Origin of the sequence: Streptomyces sp. NPDC059247 (genome assembly GCF_042754005.1) — a bacterium.
In the GTDB taxonomy this organism is placed as follows: Bacteria; Actinomycetota; Actinomycetes; order Streptomycetales; family Streptomycetaceae; genus Streptomyces.
Genome location: NZ_JBHYZW010000003.1, coordinates 344,715 through 361,317 on the forward strand (window position 1 = coordinate 344,715; position 16,603 = coordinate 361,317).

General features: G+C 74.4%; 16 protein-coding genes and 1 riboswitch. Of the genes, 10 read left to right on the forward strand and 6 right to left on the reverse strand.

Features of this window, described 5'->3' with window-relative positions; all coding sequences use genetic code 11:
* Positions 1–49: 49 nt before the first annotated feature.
* The 5 genes from ACFXGN_RS08600 to ACFXGN_RS08620 all read left to right on the forward strand — a co-directional run bounded on the left by ACFXGN_RS08600 (position 50) and on the right by ACFXGN_RS08620 (position 6,173).
* Entirely contained in the window at positions 50–979 is a 930-nt protein-coding gene (locus ACFXGN_RS08600) for an ATP-binding cassette domain-containing protein (protein WP_384855895.1), read from the forward strand.
* Positions 951–3,038 carry a YhgE/Pip family protein gene (locus ACFXGN_RS08605; RefSeq protein ID WP_384855251.1) on the forward strand — a complete coding sequence of 696 codons (2,088 nt, stop codon included), beginning with the start codon at positions 951–953 and terminating at the stop codon, positions 3,036–3,038. The genes ACFXGN_RS08600 and ACFXGN_RS08605 overlap by 29 nt, the downstream gene beginning before the upstream one ends.
* A 43-nt stretch (positions 3,039–3,081) precedes the next feature.
* A complete protein-coding gene (locus ACFXGN_RS08610; protein ID WP_384855254.1) occupies positions 3,082–3,693 on the forward strand; it encodes a TetR/AcrR family transcriptional regulator in 612 nt (203 codons plus the stop codon).
* 355 nt (positions 3,694–4,048) lie between these two features.
* Complete coding sequence (locus ACFXGN_RS08615) at positions 4,049–4,696, forward strand: DUF4126 domain-containing protein (protein ID WP_384855257.1); 648 nt, start codon at positions 4,049–4,051, stop codon at positions 4,694–4,696.
* 43 nt (positions 4,697–4,739) lie between these two features.
* The gene (locus tag ACFXGN_RS08620) at positions 4,740–6,173 is read left to right on the forward strand and encodes a phytoene desaturase family protein (protein WP_384855260.1); all 1,434 of its coding nucleotides are present in this window, start codon (positions 4,740–4,742) and stop codon (positions 6,171–6,173) included.
* 34 nt (positions 6,174–6,207) lie between these two features.
* Here ACFXGN_RS08620 and ACFXGN_RS08625 read toward each other — a convergent pair whose 3' ends face one another.
* From ACFXGN_RS08625 to ACFXGN_RS08645, 5 genes are all read right to left on the reverse strand, one after another.
* Positions 6,208–7,041, reverse strand: coding sequence for a hypothetical protein (locus ACFXGN_RS08625; RefSeq protein WP_384855262.1), 834 nt, complete (start codon positions 7,039–7,041; stop codon positions 6,208–6,210).
* Between the two features lie 54 nt (positions 7,042–7,095).
* A complete protein-coding gene (metF, locus tag ACFXGN_RS08630) occupies positions 7,096–8,013 on the reverse strand; it encodes a methylenetetrahydrofolate reductase [NAD(P)H] (protein ID WP_384855265.1) in 918 nt (305 codons plus the stop codon).
* Between the two features lie 158 nt (positions 8,014–8,171).
* Positions 8,172–8,828, reverse strand: a complete 657-nt coding sequence (gene thiE / locus ACFXGN_RS08635; protein WP_384855268.1) for a thiamine phosphate synthase — start codon at positions 8,826–8,828, stop codon at positions 8,172–8,174.
* Positions 8,829–8,924: 96 nt separating this feature from the next.
* Positions 8,925–9,290 carry an Rv2175c family DNA-binding protein gene (locus ACFXGN_RS08640; RefSeq protein ID WP_384855270.1) on the reverse strand — a complete coding sequence of 122 codons (366 nt, stop codon included), beginning with the start codon at positions 9,288–9,290 and terminating at the stop codon, positions 8,925–8,927.
* 44 nt (positions 9,291–9,334) lie between these two features.
* Entirely contained in the window at positions 9,335–10,549 is a 1,215-nt protein-coding gene (locus ACFXGN_RS08645) for an NAD(P)/FAD-dependent oxidoreductase (RefSeq protein WP_384855273.1), read from the reverse strand.
* A 91-nt stretch (positions 10,550–10,640) separates the two neighbouring features.
* Positions 10,641–10,754: riboswitch (TPP riboswitch) on the forward strand.
* Between ACFXGN_RS08645 and thiO the strand changes: the two genes are divergently transcribed.
* From thiO to ACFXGN_RS08670, 5 genes are all read left to right on the forward strand, one after another.
* Entirely contained in the window at positions 10,752–11,915 is a 1,164-nt protein-coding gene (gene thiO, locus ACFXGN_RS08650) for a glycine oxidase ThiO (RefSeq protein ID WP_384855275.1), read from the forward strand. Its footprint overlaps the riboswitch before it by 3 nt.
* On the forward strand, positions 11,912–12,112 hold the full coding sequence (gene thiS, locus ACFXGN_RS08655) for a sulfur carrier protein ThiS (protein ID WP_384855278.1): 201 nt from the start codon (positions 11,912–11,914) through the stop codon (positions 12,110–12,112). The genes thiO and thiS overlap by 4 nt, the downstream gene beginning before the upstream one ends.
* Before the next feature lie 5 nt (positions 12,113–12,117).
* Positions 12,118–12,912, forward strand: a complete 795-nt coding sequence (locus ACFXGN_RS08660; protein WP_384855280.1) for a thiazole synthase — start codon at positions 12,118–12,120, stop codon at positions 12,910–12,912.
* An 87-nt stretch (positions 12,913–12,999) separates the two neighbouring features.
* Entirely contained in the window at positions 13,000–14,904 is a 1,905-nt protein-coding gene (pknB, locus tag ACFXGN_RS08665) for a Stk1 family PASTA domain-containing Ser/Thr kinase (protein ID WP_384855283.1), read from the forward strand.
* A gap of 5 nt (positions 14,905–14,909) precedes the next feature.
* On the forward strand, positions 14,910–15,761 hold the full coding sequence (locus tag ACFXGN_RS08670) for a deoxyribonuclease IV (RefSeq protein WP_384855897.1): 852 nt from the start codon (positions 14,910–14,912) through the stop codon (positions 15,759–15,761).
* Positions 15,762–15,831: 70 nt separating this feature from the next.
* On the opposite strand, the gene ACFXGN_RS08675 is transcribed toward ACFXGN_RS08670, so the two are convergent.
* On the reverse strand, positions 15,832–16,476 hold the full coding sequence (locus ACFXGN_RS08675; RefSeq protein ID WP_384855286.1) for a sulfite oxidase-like oxidoreductase: 645 nt from the start codon (positions 16,474–16,476) through the stop codon (positions 15,832–15,834).
* Positions 16,477–16,603: the final 127 nt, after the last annotated feature.

The window sequence follows — 16,603 nt, forward strand, 5'->3', positions numbered from 1 at the left end:
AGTTCAAAAGGGGAAACGGGGGGTGGGATCCGTGGAATCCGTGGAGTCCGTGCGGGCGGAGGCCGGGGAGCGGTCGCACGGCGCCGCCGTCGTCGCGGACGGCTTCGGGCTGAAGGGCCCGCGCGGCTGGGCGTTCCGGAAGGTTTCCTTCCGGGCCGAGCCGGGCGCGCTCGTGGCGATCGAGGGCCCCTCGGGCTCGGGCCGCACCTGTCTGCTGCTCGCGCTCACCGGCCGGATGAAGGCCACGGAGGGCGCCGCCGAGGTCGGCGGTCTGCCGCTGCCCCGGAAGATGGCCGCCGTGCGCCGGATCAGCGCCCTCGGCCAGGTCCCCGGCGTCAGCGAGCTCGACCCGGCCTTCACCGTCGCCGAGCACCTGCGCGAGCGGGCCCTGCTCCAGCGCCGGTTCGACGGCTCCGTCCGGACCCTGCTGCGCCGCCCCGCCGAGCGGGCCGCCGCCTCCCGGGCCCTGATCGACGAGGCCGTGACCGCTGCCGGACTGGACCTGACCGCCCTGCCGAAGGGCGAGCGGACCTCCGTACGGGATCTGGAGCGGCTGGAGGCGCTGCGGCTGTCCCTCGCGCTGGCCCTGATCGGGCGGCCCCGGCTGCTCGCCGTCGACGACACCGACCTGAAGCTCTCGGACGCGGACCGGGTGCGGGTCTGGGAGCTGCTGCGTTCCGTGGCCGCGTCCGGCACCACCGTCCTCGCCGTCTGCAGCGAGTCCCCCGAGGGCGTCCTGCGGATCACGACGCTCGACGGGGAGGCGGAGGAGCCCGGGCCGGAGCCGGAGAAGCCCGCCGGGGCGACGGAGACGGCCGTGAAGGCCCGCGCGGAAGCCGGGGAGGCCCGCCCGGAGACCCGGGAGGCCCGCGCGGAAGCCGGGGAGGCCCACGCGGAGACCGAAGGCCCCCGGAACGACACCGAAGACACGACCGAGGAGGGGGCGGCCGATGCGCTCGCCGAAACTGGCCGCGCTTGAGCTGAAGCGCTTCGGCAGGGGAAAGCTGCCGCGCGCCGCGCTCGTCGCGATCCTGCTGCTGCCGCTGCTGTACGGCGCCCTGTACCTGTACTCGTTCTGGGACCCGTACAGCAGGCTCGACAAGCTCCCCGTCGCCCTCGTCAACGAGGACCGGGGCGCCACCACCGACGGCAAGCGCGTCAACGCCGGTGCCGACATCACCGAGGGGCTCCTGGAGAGCAACACCTTCGAGTGGCACCGGGTGAGCGACGCCGAGGCCCGCGCGGGCGTCGAGAACGGCACGTACTACCTGTCCCTGACCATGCCCGGCGACTTCAGCTCCCGCATCGCCTCCAGCTCCGGCGACGCGCCCGAGACCGGCGCCCTGCGGGTGCGGACCAACGACGCCAACAACTACATCGTCGGCCAGATCTCCCGGACGGTCTTCTCCGAGGTGCGCACCGCCGCCTCGACGAAGTCCTCCCGCACCTTCCTCGACAAGATCTTCATCTCCTTCTCCGACATCCACGACGCCACCGCGAAGGCGGCCAAGGGCGCCGACGACCTCAAGCAGGGCGTGGACAAGGCGAAGAAGGGCTCCAAGGACCTCGCGGACGGCCTCAAGGACGCCAAGACCGGCAGCGGTGACCTGGCCGCGGGCCTGACCAGGCTCGACAAGGGCGCGAAGGACCTCCAGAGCGGCTCCCGCAAGGTCGCGGACGGCACCCAGGCCCTCGCCGACAAGGTGAACGGCACCGCCGACAAGGTCCGCCCCTACCTCGCGGACAACGGCCGGTCGATCCGGGACACCGCCCGGCTCGTCTCCGACTCCGCGACCGCCGTCCGGCACGACCTGGACGACCTGGTGAAGCGCGCCCCCGCGGTCCGCGGCGCCGCCCACAAGGCCGACGACGGTCTGACCGCGCTCCACCGCGAGCTGTGCGTGGACGCCCCCGAGCCCGACGCCAAGGTCTGCGGCCCCCTGAAGGAGGCCACGGTCACCGCGAACGACGTCGCGACCCTCGCCGACGACGTCCACGCGCTGACCAAGGGCGGCGGGGACGACCTGAAGACCCTGGACGCCCGGCTCGTCACGCTCAAGAAGCAGGCCGACGAGCTGGCCGCCCGCGCCCCGCACCTCGACGAGGACGTGGCGGGCGCCATCCGGAAGATCAACGAGCTGAACACGGGCGCGAAGAAGGTCGCGGCGGGCGCGGCGAAGCTGCACACCGGCGTCAGCGACGCCCACACGGGCTCGGTGAACCTCGACAGCGGCGTCGGCAAGCTGAAGAAGGGCGCGGGCGACCTCGACGGCGGTCTGTTCCAGCTCGCCGACGGCTCGGGCGAACTGGCGGGCGGGCTGCGCGACGGCGTCGACCGGATCCCGGACTACGACCAGCAGGACCGCGAGCGGCGCACCGAGGTCATGGCCGACCCGGTGAAGCTGGCCGCCCAGTCGCTGCACAAGGCGCCGAACTACGGCACCGGCTTCGCCCCGTACTTCATCCCGCTCTCCCTCTGGGTCGGCGCGATGGTCGCGTACATGATCATCCAGCCGTTGAACCGGCGCGCGCTCGCCGCGGGCGGCTCCGCCTGGCGGATCGCCCTCGCGGGCTGGCTCCCGGTGGCGGCGATCGGCGTCCTCCAGGTCGCCGCGCTCATGTCGGTGCTGCACTGGGGCCTCGGCCTCCAGATGACGCGGGCCGCCGGGACCGTCGGCTTCCTCGCCCTGGTCACCTGCTGCTTCTCCGCGATCATCCAGTGGCTCAACGCCCGCTTCGGCGCGGCGGGCCGCATCCTGGTCCTCGCCGTCCTGATGCTCCAGCTGACCTCGGCGGGCGGCACCTACCCGGTGCAGACCAGCCCGGCGTTCTTCAACGCCATCCACCCCTTCCTGCCGATGAGCTACGTGGTCGAGGCACTGCGCAGGCTGATCACGGGCGGCGACATCGGGCCCGTCTGGCAGGCCTGCGCGGTCCTGACCGCGTTCACCGTCGGCGCGCTGGCGCTGACCGCCCTCTCGGCCCGCAAGCGGCAGGTGTGGACGCTCGACCGGCTCCACCCGGAGCTGACCCTGTGAGACCCGGCCGGCGCCACCCGCCGCACCTGTGAGAATCGAGCCCATGGACAGCAGCAGCACCCGACGCCAGGCCACGCGCGCCAAACTCTACGAAGCGGCGGTCACCCTCATCGCGGAGCAGGGCTTCTCCGCGACGACCGTCGACGAGATCGCCGAACGGGCGGGCGTGGCCAAGGGCACGGTCTACTACAACTTCAAGAGCAAGACCGAGCTCTTCGAGGAGCTGCTGCGCCACGGGGTGTCGCTGCTCACCGTCTCCTTGCGGACGGCCGCCGAGGAGACGGCCGCGCGCGGCGGCAGCCGGGTGGACGCCCTGGACGCCATGATCCGGGCGGGGCTCGTCTTCATCGACCGCTACCCGGCCTTCACCCAGCTGTACGTGGCCGAGCTGTGGCGCACCAACCGCGCCTGGAACTCCACGCTCCTGGTGGTCCGCCAGGAGGCGGTCGCGGTGGTCGAGGGGGTGCTGCGGGAGGGCGTGGCGGCCGGGGAGCTGAGCGACGGGATCGACGTCCCGCTGACGGCGGCGGCCCTGGTCGGCATGGTGCTGGTGGCGGCCCTGGACTGGCAGGCCTTCCAGAGCGAACGCTCCCTGGACGATGTGCACGCGGCCCTCTCCCGGCTGCTGCACGGCCGGGTGAGCGGCGGCCACTGATCCCCCACGGGCCGGGGTACATCCACGGGCGGGGGACTTCCCACGGGCCGGGTGACCTCCGCGGGTCCCGGGAGTGGCCCTCCACGGGCCGGTGGATCCCGTACCGGCCGGTGCGGCGAGGCCCGACGGCCCCTCCGGCGGCCGGTGCGGCGCGGCTCGATCCCCCCGAGCCCCGCCGCACCTCCCCCGTGACGGCAGACGCACGACCCCGTTCCGCAGCCCCGTGCCGGCGGTGCCGGAGCCGCGCCCCTTCCGTGGGCTCCACTCTCTCCCCCGCACCCGCCCGGCCCCATCCGCGCGCCTACTCATCTCGCCCTCTAGGTACGGATACTCAGGGCTGGTTACGATCGCCCGCATGTCGGTACTCCCCCTGGTCTTCACCAGTGGCTGGGCGAGCGGGATCAACGCGTACGCGGTGGTCCTGCTGTTCGGCGTGTTCGGCGCGACCGGGCTCACCGACGAGGTGCCCGAGGCCCTGCAGCGCACCGATGTCCTCGTCGTCGCCGGGGTGCTGTTCCTGTGCGAGGCGGTGGCGGACAAGATCCCGTACGTCGACTCGGTGTGGGACGCCGTCCACACGGTGGTCCGGCCGGTCTCGGGAGCCGTCGTCGGAGCGCTGCTCGCCGGGCAGAGCGGGTCGCTGCCGGAGCTGGCGGCGGGCGCGGTCGGCGGCTCGACGGCCCTGCTCAGCCATGCCGTCAAGGCGGGGACGCGGATGGCGGTCAACAGCTCGCCCGAGCCGTTCTCCAATGTGGCGCTGAGCCTGGCGGAGGACCTGGGGGTGGCGGGGATCGTCACCTTCGCGCTCTTCCATCCGGTGGCGGCGGCGGTCGTCGCGGGGACGCTGCTCGTCCTGGGCCTGGTGATACTGGTCTTCCTCGCCCGGCGCATCCGGCGTTTCCTGCGCCGCCGGGCGCAGCGGCGGGAGGAGCGCAGGCTCGTCGGCGCGGCGGCCCGTGCCCGGGACCGGCCGCCCTCCGGGGACGGCTCCGAGCACTTCTGACCGGCCCGGGGGTCCGTGGCGCGGGCCGGATAGGCTCGCCGTCATGGCACGGATTGTGGTGATCGGCGCGGGACTCGGCGCCATGGCGACGGCGGCCCGGCTGGCCGTGGCGGGCCACCGGGTGACGGTGTACGAGCGGACCGGGACGTACGGCGGGGCGGTCGGCCGCTACGAGCGGGACGGGTTCGCCTTCGACACGGGGCCGGGGCTGCTGCATCTGCCCGCCGTCTACCGGGACCTGTTCGTGAAGACGGGCAAGGAGTCCCTGGAGGAGTGCGTCACCCTGACGCAGGTCGATCCGGCGAGCCGTCACCTCTTCGCCGACGGCACCCGGGTGGACCTGCCGAACGTCTCCCGCGCCGGTACGGTCGCCGCCCTGGACGCGGCGCTCGGCGCGGGCGCGGGCGAGCGCTGGGGCGATTTCCTGGTGCGGGCCCGGGAGGCCTGGGACGCCACCCGCCGCCCCCTCCTGGAGGAGCCGAGGCCGAAGGACCCGGGGCCGCCGCCGCCCGACCCGTACCCGGCCCTGAAGGCGGGTCTGCTGCGCCGTCCGACGACGACGCTCGCCCGGATCGGGGAGCGGGAGCTGCGCGATCCGCGGCTCGCAGCCCTCCTCGACGGCTACGCGTGGAGCTACGGCTTCGATCCGGCCACCGCCCCGGCGTCCGCCGCCGTCCTGCCGTACCTGGAGCAGACCTTCGGCAGCTGGTACGTGGCCGGGGGGCTGCGGGCCCTCGCGGACGCGGTGTACGAGCGGTGCCGGAAGCGGCGGGTGGAGTTCGTCTTCGACGCGCCCGTGACGGACGTCCTGGCGGAGGACGGCCGGGCGGTCGGCGTCCGGCTGGCCGACGGCACGACGGCGGAGGCCGACCACGTCGTCTCGGGGGCGCCGGTGCCGTCCCTCTACCGCGACCACGTCGTCGGCCGGGGCGACGGCGACGGGATCCCGCACCACCAGGCCAACGGCACGAGCCGGGTGACGGTCTGTCTGGCGCTGCGCGGGCCCCGGGAGGCGGGGGCGGCGCACCGCACGGTCGTGCACGCGGCGGACGGGCGGCCGACGGTGACGGTGCTGCGGCCGGACGACCCGGCGCTGCGCCCGGACGCGGAGCACGAGTCGGTGACGGTCACGGCGACCGTCCGGCCGCTTCCCGGGCGGGACGGGGAGGCGTTCGCCGACGAGCTGACCGGGGCGGCCGGGCGGGCGGTCCCGGGGCTCGCCGAGCGGCTGCTGTGGCGGCACGTGCGCACCCCGGAGGACGTGCGGCGGGACACCGGTGCGGCGGAGGTGCCGGGGCCCGCGCTCGCGGGGGCCCGGGGGCTGCTGATGCCCGCGGACAACCGTTCCCCGCTGCCGGGCCTCTGGTTCGCGGGCGGCTGGTCGCACCCGGGCGGCGGGCTGGCCCACGCGGGCATGTCCGGGGCTCTGGTGGCCGGGCTGATCGTGGAGGGCGCGGACTTCCGCGGCTCGCGGTGAGACGGCCGGGGACCCTCGGGTCCCCGGCCCGCGCTCAGTACCGGTACCGCTGGTCGTCCGGGTGCGGCTCGTGGCCGTACCCCTGCGGGGTCTGCGGCTGGGGCGGCTGGTCGGTGTCGCGCTGCTGCGGGACCCAGACGCCGCCGGGCGGGGTGTCGTAGGTGTACGAGGGGGCGTACGGGTCGCCGTAGTAGCCGCCGTACTGCTGGGTGTCCGCGCCCTGGCCGATGTACGGGTCGGAGTAGGCGGCGTACTGCTGCTGTCCGGTGGTGTCGTAGCCGTAGGCGGGCTGCCGCTGGTCGTGGCCGGGCTGCTGCTCGTAGCCCGGCGGGTAGGGGTCGTGGCCCGGGGTCCCGTACCCGTGTCCGGTGTCCTGGGCGGACGCGTCGGGGGCGGGGGTCCGGTCGTGGCCGTAGACCCCGTACTGGCCGGTCTCGTCGGGCAGCGGCAGGGGCTCGTAGACGGCGGTCGTCTCGGCGGCGGCCGGTTGTTCGGGGGCGCCGTCGGGGCCGTCGTACGGGGTCGCCCCGGTGTCGTAGGCGACCTCGGTGACCTCCAGGGTCGGGCCGCCGCGCGAGGCGCCGCCCGACCTGCGGCGGCGGCTCGCGCCGGGGCTGCCGCCGATGGCCCAGCCGGTGGAGAAGCCCCGGCGGAAGGAGAGCGTCACATACGTCTGGCCGACCGCGAAGGCGACGGCTCCGGCGACGATGACCGGCACCGAGGGCAGCAGCACCCCGAGGACCACGCCGAGGAAGCCGCAGAAGGCGAGCACGCGCCAGCGGAGCCGCGCCTTGTACTGGAGGAGCACCTCCCCCAGCAGCCACAGCGCGACCACTCCGAACGCGATGTAGAGGACCGTCCACCCCATGCCCCGCCGCCCCTCTCCACGGTCACCGCCGCGGTTCGGGGCGGGTACGACCGGTCACGACTGCTGGTGCAGTCCGAGATTCTCGTAGATCTCGAGCGTCGCGGTGGAGCTGTTCAGCGTGATGAAGTGCAGTCCGGGGACGCCCTCGGAGAGCAGCCGCGCGCAGAACTCCGTCGCGAACTCGATACCGATGGAGCGTACAGCGGCGGGATCGTCCTTGACGGCGAGGATGCGCTCTTTCACGTCCGGGGGGAAGAGCGCGTTGCTCAGCTGGGGCAGCCGGTCGAGGGTCCGCACGTTCACCACGGGCATGACCTCGGGGATGACCGGGGTCTCGCAGCCCGCCTTGGCGACGCGGTCGCGCAGCCGCAGGTAGTTCTCCGGGTCGAAGAACATCTGGGTGATCGCGTAGTCCGCGCCCGCGCGGCACTTGGCCACGAAGTGCCGGACGTCGGTGTCCCAGTCGGTGGACCTGGGGTGCATCTCGGGGAAGGCGGCGACGCCGACGCAGAAGTCTCCCGACTCCTTGATCAGCCGTACGAGGTCGGCCGCGTAGCGGACGCCCTCGGGGTGCTCGACCCACTCGCCCAGCGGGTCGCCGGGCGGGTCGCCGCGGACGGCGAGCATGTTCCGGATGCCCGCGTCGGCGTACTGGCCGAGGATGTTGCGCAGTTCGGCGACCGAGTGGTCGACGGCGGTGAGGTGCGCGACCGGGGTCAGCGTGGTGTCGGAGGCGATCTTCTGGGTGGCCTTCACGGTGCCGCCGCGGGTGGAGCCACCGGCGCCGTAGGTCACGGAGACGAAGCTGGGTCCGACCGCCTCGACGCGCCGCATCGCGTTCCAGAGCACCTGCTCGCCCTTCTCGGTCCGGGGGGCGTAGAACTCGAAGGAGTACGACGTGCCGCCGGAGGCGAGGATGTCCCGGACCGTGCGGGCACGGTCCGAGCGGACGGAAGCGGTACCAAGGGCCATAACGGCAGGTTAGACGGGGCACGGCGGGCCGCGTACCGGACGTCCGATGGATGGACATGTTTTCGGACAGACGGACGGATCGGGGCGTGTCCGGACTCGGGCCGGATGTCGCCCGGGGCCGGGGCGGGGAAGGGGTCCGGGGGGGGTGGAGACAGGCCCTAGACCTGCGGGGCGCGCTCCCGGACCCGCTCGGCGAGGGCGGCGGCGGCTGCCCCGGGGTCGTCCGCCTCGGTGATCGCGCGGACGACGACGATCCGGCGGGCGCCCGCGTCCAGGACCTCGTCGAGGTTGGTCGCGTCGATGCCGCCGATGGCGAACCAGGGCCGGTCCTGGGCCAGCTCCGCCGCGTACCGCACGAGGCCGAGGCCCGGCGCGTACCGCCCCGGCTTGGTGGGGGTGGGCCAGCAGGGGCCGGTGCAGAAGTAGTCGACGCCCGGTTCGGCGACGGCGGCGGCGACCTCGTCCTCGGCGTGGCAGGAGCGGCCGATCAGGACCCGGTCGCCGAGGATCGCGCGGGCGGCGGGCACGGGCAGGTCGCCCTGGCCCAGGTGGAGCACGTCGGAGCCGACGGCGTGGGCGACGTCGGCCCGGTCGTTCACCGCGAGGAGCTTGCCGTGGCGGCGGACCGCGTCGGCGAGGACGGCGAGGTGCTCCAGCTCCTCGGCCGCCTCCATGCCCTTGTCGCGGAGCTGGACGATGTCGACGCCGGAGGAGAGCACCGCGTCCAGGAAGGCGGGCAGGTCGCCCTGGCGCTTCCGTGCGTCGGTGCACAGGTAGAGCCGGGCGTCGGCGAGCTGCTCACGAGGCGTGGGCACGGTTGGGTTCCCCCCGTCGGTGGCGCGGGGCGCGGCGGTCGGTCCCGGGCGGGGCCGGACGCCGCGACGCGCGCGGATGGTGTCTTCGGTGCCGGGTCAGAGGGCGAGCGCCTGGGCGCGGCGCTTCACCTCCGTGCCGCGATTCTCGCCGAGCGCCTGGGCGGGCGTGCCCGGCAGGCTCTCGTCCGGGGTGAAGAGCCACTCCAGCATCTCCTCGTCGGTGAAGCCGTCGTCGCGCAGCAGCGTGAGGGTGCCGACGAGGCCCTTGACGATCTGGTCCTCCTGGAGGAAGGCGGCGGGGATCTGCAGGGAGTTGTTCGGTCCCCGGCGGACGGCGATGAGCTGGCCTTCCTTGATCAGCTGTCGCACGCGGGTCACGTCGATGTCGAGCATCTCCGCGATGTCGGGCACATAGAGCCAGGCGGGGACGAGCGCATCGATCTTTACGTCAATCTGGGTCACGGGGACAAGCCTGCCATCCCGGACCGCCGGCCGGTAGCCGGGCCCTACCGGACGGCCGCCTTCAGGGGCACGGAGGGGTCCGCCGCGCGGACGGGGTCGACCGGGGTGCCGGTCTCGATGAGCCTGCGGCCCTGGGCCAGGTCGCGGGGGCGGCCGACGGCCAGCAGGGCGACGGGGACCCCGGCGCGCAGCCAGAGCACGGACCAGGCGTCGTCGGCGGGGTCGCCGCGCCGGACGAGCGCGTCCGCGTGGGCGTGGTGGCCCGCGTACTGGACGAAGCGGCCGAACTGCTCGGACCAGAAGTACGGGACGGGGTCGTACGGCCCCGTGTCCGTCCCGGTGATCGCCGAGGCGACGGTGCGCGGGCCCTGGAGGGCGTTGTCCCAGTGGTGGACGAGGAGCCGTTCGCCGTAGCGGGCGGAGGGGAAGGAGGCGCAGTCGCCGACGGCGTACACATCGGGCAGGGAGGTGCGCAGCCGGTCGTCGGCGGTGACGGCGCCGCTCGGGTCGAGGGCGATGCCGGAGCCGGTGAGCCAGTCGGTGGCGGGGCGTGCCCCGATGCCGACGACGACGGCTTCGGCGGGGAGTTCGCGGCCGTCGGCGAGGACGACCCGGCCGGGTGCGACGGTGGCCACGCGCGCGCGGGTGAGGAGTTCGGCGCCGCTCGCCCCGTACCACTCGGCCATGGGGGCGGCGATCTCGGCGGGCAGGACCCCGGCGAGGGGGAGGTCCGCCGCCTCGACGACGGTGACGGGACATCCGGCCGCGCGGGCGGCGGTGGCGAACTCGGCGCCGATCCAGCCCGCGCCGACGACCACGACGGCGCTGCGGCGGGCCAGGACGGGGCCGAGGCGGACGGCGTCGTCGAGGGTGCGGAGCAGATGGACCCCGGGGACGCCCTCGGTGCCGGGCAGGGTGAGGGGGCGGGCGCCGGTGGCGAGGACGAGGACGTCGTAGCCGAGGGGTCCCTCCCCGGTGTCGATCTCGTGGGCGTCGGCGCGCAGTCCAGTGACGTCCAGGCCGAGGCGGAGGGTGACGTCGAGGTCGTCGAAGGAGATGTCGAAGGCGGAGTCCTCGGCCTCGCCGAGGAGGACCGCCTTGGAGAGCGGGGGCCGGTCGTAGGGCCGGTGGGGTTCGTCGCCGATGAGGGTGACGGGGCCGGTGAAGCCCTGTTCGCGCAGGGCGACGGCGGTCTGGACGCCCGCCATCCCGGCGCCGACGATCACGACGTGCTGCTGGTCCCGCTTCTGCTCGCTCACCCGGCCACCCTACGCACCTGACGAACCGTCAGGAAGTCGGGGTGGGGCGGGGGCCTGTGGCCACCCGGCCGGCGGGCTAGTCTGGCGGTCGTAAAGCACTCGCGGGAGCCCGGACGCACCGGGCTGAGAGGGAGGCTGGGACGGCCTCCGACCGTACGAACCTGATCCGGGTCATGCCGGCGAAGGGAGGGGCTGGACGCCCATGCGTTCTTCCGATGTCCTCGTGGTCGGGGGCGGCATCATCGGCCTGGTCACGGCCTGGCGGGCCGCGCGGCGCGGACTGAGCACCGCCGTCGTCGACCCCGACCCCGGCGGCGGAGCGGCCCGGGTCGCCGCCGGGATGCTCGCCGCCGTCACCGAACTCCACTACGGCGAGGAGACCCTCCTGGGGCTCAACCTCGCCTCCGCCGCGCGCTACCCCGCCTTCGTCGCCGAACTGGAGGAGGCCACCGGCCACGACGTCGGCCACCGCGCCTGCGGCACCCTCGCCGTCGCCCTCGACGCCGACGACCGGGCCCATCTGCGCGAGCTGCACGCCCTCCAGACCCGCTGCGGACTCGCCTCCGAATGGCTCAGCGGACGCGAGTGCCGCCGTCTCGAACCGATGCTCGCGCCCGGGGTGCGCGGCGGACTGCGGGTGGACGGCGACCACCAGGTCGACCCGCGCAGGCTCGCCGCCGCCCTCCTCCTCGCCTGCGAACGCGCCGGAGTGGTCTTCCACCGCACCCTGGCCCACGGCCTGACGGCCACCGCCGACCGGGCGCGCGGCGCCGTGCTCGCCGACGGCGGGCACCTCGCCGCCGACCAGGTGGTGCTCGCGGCGGGCAGTCTGAGCGGACGCCTCGCGGGCGTGCCCGAGGAGGTCCTCCCGCCGGTGCGCCCGGTCAAGGGCCAGGTCCTGCGGCTGCGGATACCGGCCGCGTACGCCCCCTTCCTGTCCCGGACGGTCCGTGCCGTCGTCCGGGGCAGCCACGTCTACCTGGTGCCCCGCGCCAACGGCGAGCTGGTCGTCGGCGCCACCAGCGAGGAACTCGGCTGGGACACCACGGTGACCGCGGGCGGGGTGTACGAGCTGCTGCGCGACGCCCACGAACTGGTCCCCGGCATCACCGAGCTGCCGCTCACCGAGACCCTGGCGGGGCTCCGCCCCGGCTCCCCCGACAACGCGCCCCTGCTCGGCCCCACCGCCCTGCCCGGCCTGCACCTGGCCACCGGCCACCACCGCAACGGGGTGCTGCTGACCCCCGTCACCGGCGACGTGATGGCCGAGGTCCTCACCACCGGCGTCCTCCCCGAGGAGGCGCGCCCCTTCTCCCCCCGCCGCTTCTCCCCCGCCCCTCCCGTACGCCAGGAGCAGCCCGCATGATCGTGTCCGTGAACGGGGAGGCGCGCGAGCTGCCCGGCCCGCTCTCCCTCGACGCCCTCGTCGCCACCCTGACCACGGCCCGCACCGGGGTCGCCGCCGCCCTCAACGAGACGGTCGTGCCGCGCGGCCAGTGGGCCACGACCCCGCTCGGCGAGGGCGACCGGGTGGAGGTCCTCACCGCGGTCCAGGGGGGCTGAGCGCGATGTCCGACGACGTGTTCGTCCTCGGCGGCGCGGAGTTCTCCTCTCGGCTGGTCATGGGTACCGGCGGGGCCCCCAGCCTCGACGTCCTGGAGCGCTCGCTGGCCGCCTCGGGCACCGAGCTGACCACCGTCGCCATGCGGCGGCTCGACCCGACCGTGCGGGGCTCGGTCCTCTCCGTCCTGGAGCGGCTCGGCATCCGGGTGCTGCCCAACACGGCGGGCTGTTTCACCGCGGGCGAGGCGGTCCTGACCGCCCGGCTCGCCCGGGAGGCGCTGGGCACCGACTGGGTCAAGCTGGAGGTCGTCGCCGACGAGCGGACCCTGCTGCCGGACGGCGAGGAACTCCTCGACGCGGCCGAGACCCTCGTCGACGACGGGTTCACCGTGCTCCCGTACACCAACGACGACCCGGTCCTCGCCCGGAAGCTGGAGGACGTGGGCTGCGCGGCGATCATGCCGCTGGGCTCCCCCATCGGCTCCGGGCTCGGCATCCGCAACCCGCACAACTTCGAGCTGATCGTGGAACGGGCCGGGGTGCCGGTGATCCTCGACGCGGGCGCGGGCACCGCGTCGGACGCGACGCTCGCGATGGAGCTGGGGTGCGCGGCGGTGATGCTGGCCTCGGCGGTGACCCGGGCGCAGGAGCCGGTCCTGATGGCGTCGGCGATGCGGCACGCGGTCGAGGCGGGACGGCTGGCCCGCCGGGCGGGCCGCATCCCGCGCCGCCACTTCGCGGAGGCGTCCTCCCCGGTGACGGGCCGGGCCGACCTGGACCCGGAGCGCCCGGCCTTCTGAGCGCCCCGGCGGGACGCTCGTCACAGCTGTGCCCCGGTACCCGGCGGCAGGGCGGGTGCCGGGCCCGCGGCTCGTAGACTCGACGCCGTGGACACGACCCTTCAGGACCCCCTCGTCGGGCGGCTGCTCGACGGCCGCTACCGCGTCGACGCGCGCATCGCCGTCGGCGGGATGGCCACGGTCTACCGGGCCGTCGACACCCGTCTCGACCGCGTCCTCGCGCTCAAGGTGATGCACCCGGCCCTCGCGGTCGACGCCGAGTTCGTCGGGCGGTTCATCCGGGAGGCGAAGTCCGTCGCCCGGCTCTCCCACCCGAACGTGGTCGGCGTCTTCGACCAGGGCGCCGAGGGCGCGTACGTCTATCTGGCGATGGAGTACGTCGAGGGCTGCACCCTGCGGGACGTGCTGCGCGAGCGCGGGGCCCTGGCGCCCCGGGCCGCCCTGGACATCCTGGAGCCGGTCCTCGCCGCGCTCGGCGCCGCCCACCGGGCCGGGTTCGTGCACCGGGACATGAAGCCGGAGAACGTCCTGATAGGGGACGACGGCCGGGTCAAGGTCGCCGACTTCGGCCTGGTCAGGGCGGTGGGCTCGGCGACCGCCACCACCGGCTCGGTCCTCGGCACGGTCTCCTACCTGGCGCCGGAGCAGATCGAGCACGGCACCGCCGACACCCGCGCCGACGTGTACGCCTGCGGTGTCGTCCTGTACGAGATGCTGACCGGCGGCAAACCGCACGCGGGCGACACCCCCGCCCAGGTGCTCTACCAGCACCTGCACACCGACGTGCCCGCGCCCTCCCGGACCGTCCCCGGGCTGGCCCCCGCACTGGACGGGCTGACCGCCGCCGCGACCGCCCGTGACCCCGGGGCCCGCCCGTACGACGCCGTCGCCCTGCTCGCCCTGGCGCGGGAGGCCCGCGCCCGGCTGACCGACGAGGAGCTGGACGCGGAGCCGCCGCGCTCCCGGTCCGGGGAACGCGGCGGCTCCGAGGACCGGACCAGTGTGATCGCGCGCGCCGTGGAGGACCCGGCCGACGAGCGGCCGGTGGCGCGCACCGGCCGGATGCCGGTCCCGGAGCCGCCGCCCGCGACCGCCCGCCGCCGTCCCCCGAACGGCCCCCTGCTGCTGGTCGTCGGCGTGCTGCTCGCCCTCGGTCTGGGCGTGGGCGTCTGGTACATCAACTCCGGCCAGTTCACCCGCGTCCCCGCCGTCCTCGGCCAGACCGAGACGGCCGCGACCGCGCGGATCACGGAGGCGGGCCTGGAGGTCGGCTCGACCGGGCGCGCCTTCAGCGACGTGTACGAGCGCGGCACCGTCATGGCCGTCGACCCCGCCCCCGGCGAACGCCTGCGGAACAACGGCCGGGTCACCCTCACCCTGTCCAGGGGCCCGCAGGTCGTGAAGGTGCCCCGCCTGAAGGACCAGCCGCTCGCCGAGGCCAGGCGCGCCCTGGAGCGGGAGGGCCTGGCGGTCGGGGTGGTCACCCGGTCCTTCAGCGAGACCGTCGCCCAGGGCGCCGTGATCGGCTCCGACCCCGAGCCCGGCACCGAGCGGGCGCCCGACTCGGCCGTCGCCCTGGTGGTCAGCAAGGGCGCGCCGATCGACGTGCCCGACGTCACGGGCGAGACCGCCGACGACGCCACGGCCGGACTCCGGGAGGCCGGGCTCACCGTCCGGGTCGCCCCGGAGCGGATCCACTCCCCCGAGGACCCGGGCACGGTCGCCGCCCAGTCCCTCGCCGAGGGCAGCAGGGCCGCCGGGGGCGACACGATCGTCCTGACCCTCTCCAAGGGCCCCCGGTCCGTGGAGGTCCCGGACGTGACCGGCGAGACCGCCGACGACGCGCGGACCGCCCTGGAGGACGCGGGCTTCGAGGTCGAGGTGAAGAAGACCTTCCCCTATCTCGGCGACACCGTCTCGGGACAGTCCGTCGAGGGCGGCTCGACCGCGCCCGAGGGCTCCACCGTCATCCTCACGATCAAGGGACTGTAGAAGTGCTGCGCAACCCCGTCGGCGGTCATGTCCCGGTGGCCGGTGGTCTCGCCACCGTCGGTCTCGGCTACGCCCGTGAGCTGGGCGCCGAGGCCGTGCAGGTCTTCGTCGCCAATCCGCGCGGCTGGGCCACCCCGCCCGGCAACCCGGCGCAGGACGAACGGTTCAGGGCCGGGTGCGAGGAGGAGTCGCTCTCGGCCTGGGTGCACGCCCCCTATCTGATCAACTTCGGCTCCCACACCGAGGCGACCGCCGAGAAGTCGGTGGAGTCGATGCGGCACTCGCTGCGCCGCGGCCGGGAGATCGGCGCGCGGGGCGTGGTGGTGCACACCGGTTCGGCGACCGGGGGCCGCCCGCGCGCGGTGGCGCTCGCGCAGGTGCGGGAGCTGCTGCTGCCGCTGCTCGACGAGCTGACGCACGAGGACGACCCGTATCTGCTGCTGGAGTCGACGGCGGGCCAGGGCTCCTCGCTCTGCTCGCGCGCGGAGGACTTCGGGCCGTACTTCGACGCGCTCGACCACCATCCGAAGCTCGGGATCTGTCTGGACACCTGCCACGTCTTCGCCGCCGGACACGACCTGACCGGCCCGCACGGGGCCGCGCGGACGCTGGACCAGCTGGTGGCGACCGTGGGCGAGGGGCGGCTGCGGCTGATCCACGCCAACGACTCGCAGGACGTGGTGGGCGCCCGGAAGGACCGGCACGCCAACATCGGCGCGGGTCACATCGGGCAGGACGGCTTCCACAACCTCCTGCGGCACCCGGCGACCGACGGTGTGCCGCTGATCATCGAGACGCCCGGCGGGAAGGCGGGGCACCTGGCGGACGTGGAGCTCCTCAAGAAGCTCAGGGACTGACGCCCCGCCCCGTCGAGGGGCACCCCGGGGGGCATACGGTTCCGGCCCCGTCGCGCGGCGGCCGGGAGCGCTACAGCTCCGGGCCGTCGCCCGCTTCCTCCTGGTACGAGTAGCGCTGCTCGGTCCACGGGTCGCCGAGGTTGTGGTAGCCGCGCTCCTCCCAGAAGCCCCGGCGGTCGGCGGCCATGTACTCCACGCCCCGGACCCATTTCGGGCCCTTCCAGGCGTACAGGTGCGGCACTATCAGGCGCAGCGGGAAGCCGTGCTCGGCGGTGAGCAGCTCGCCGTCCTTGTGGGTGGCGAAGATCGTGCGGTCGGAGGCGAAGTCGGAGAGCCGCATGTTGGCGCTGTAGCCGTACTCGGCCCAGACCATCACATGGGTGACCTGCGGCGCGGGCGGGGCGAGCGCCAGCAGCGTACGGGCCGGGACTCCGCCCCATTCGGCGCCGATCATGCTGAACTTCGTGACGCAGTGGAGGTCGGCCACGACCGAGGAGAACGGCAGCGCCGAGAACTCCTCGTGGTTCCAGCAGTGCTTGTCGCCGTCGGCGGTCGCGCCGAAGACGCGGAACTCCCAGCGGTCCGGCTTGAACTTCGGCACGGGCCCGTAGTGGGTGACCGGCCAGCCGCGCTGGATGCGCTGGCCGGGCGGAAGGTCCGGTGAACGATCCGGCTGCCCCGCTTCCCGGTGTACTCCGCTCTCCGGCTGACCCATGTCTTCCATGGTGACAGACGGCGAGGGGTGGTCATGACCAGGCTAAGGCCCGACGGGCAGGATTCGGGGCAAGCCCCACTAAGCGTGCACTTACTGGACGCCCCCCATCCGGGGTGCGAGGATGCGG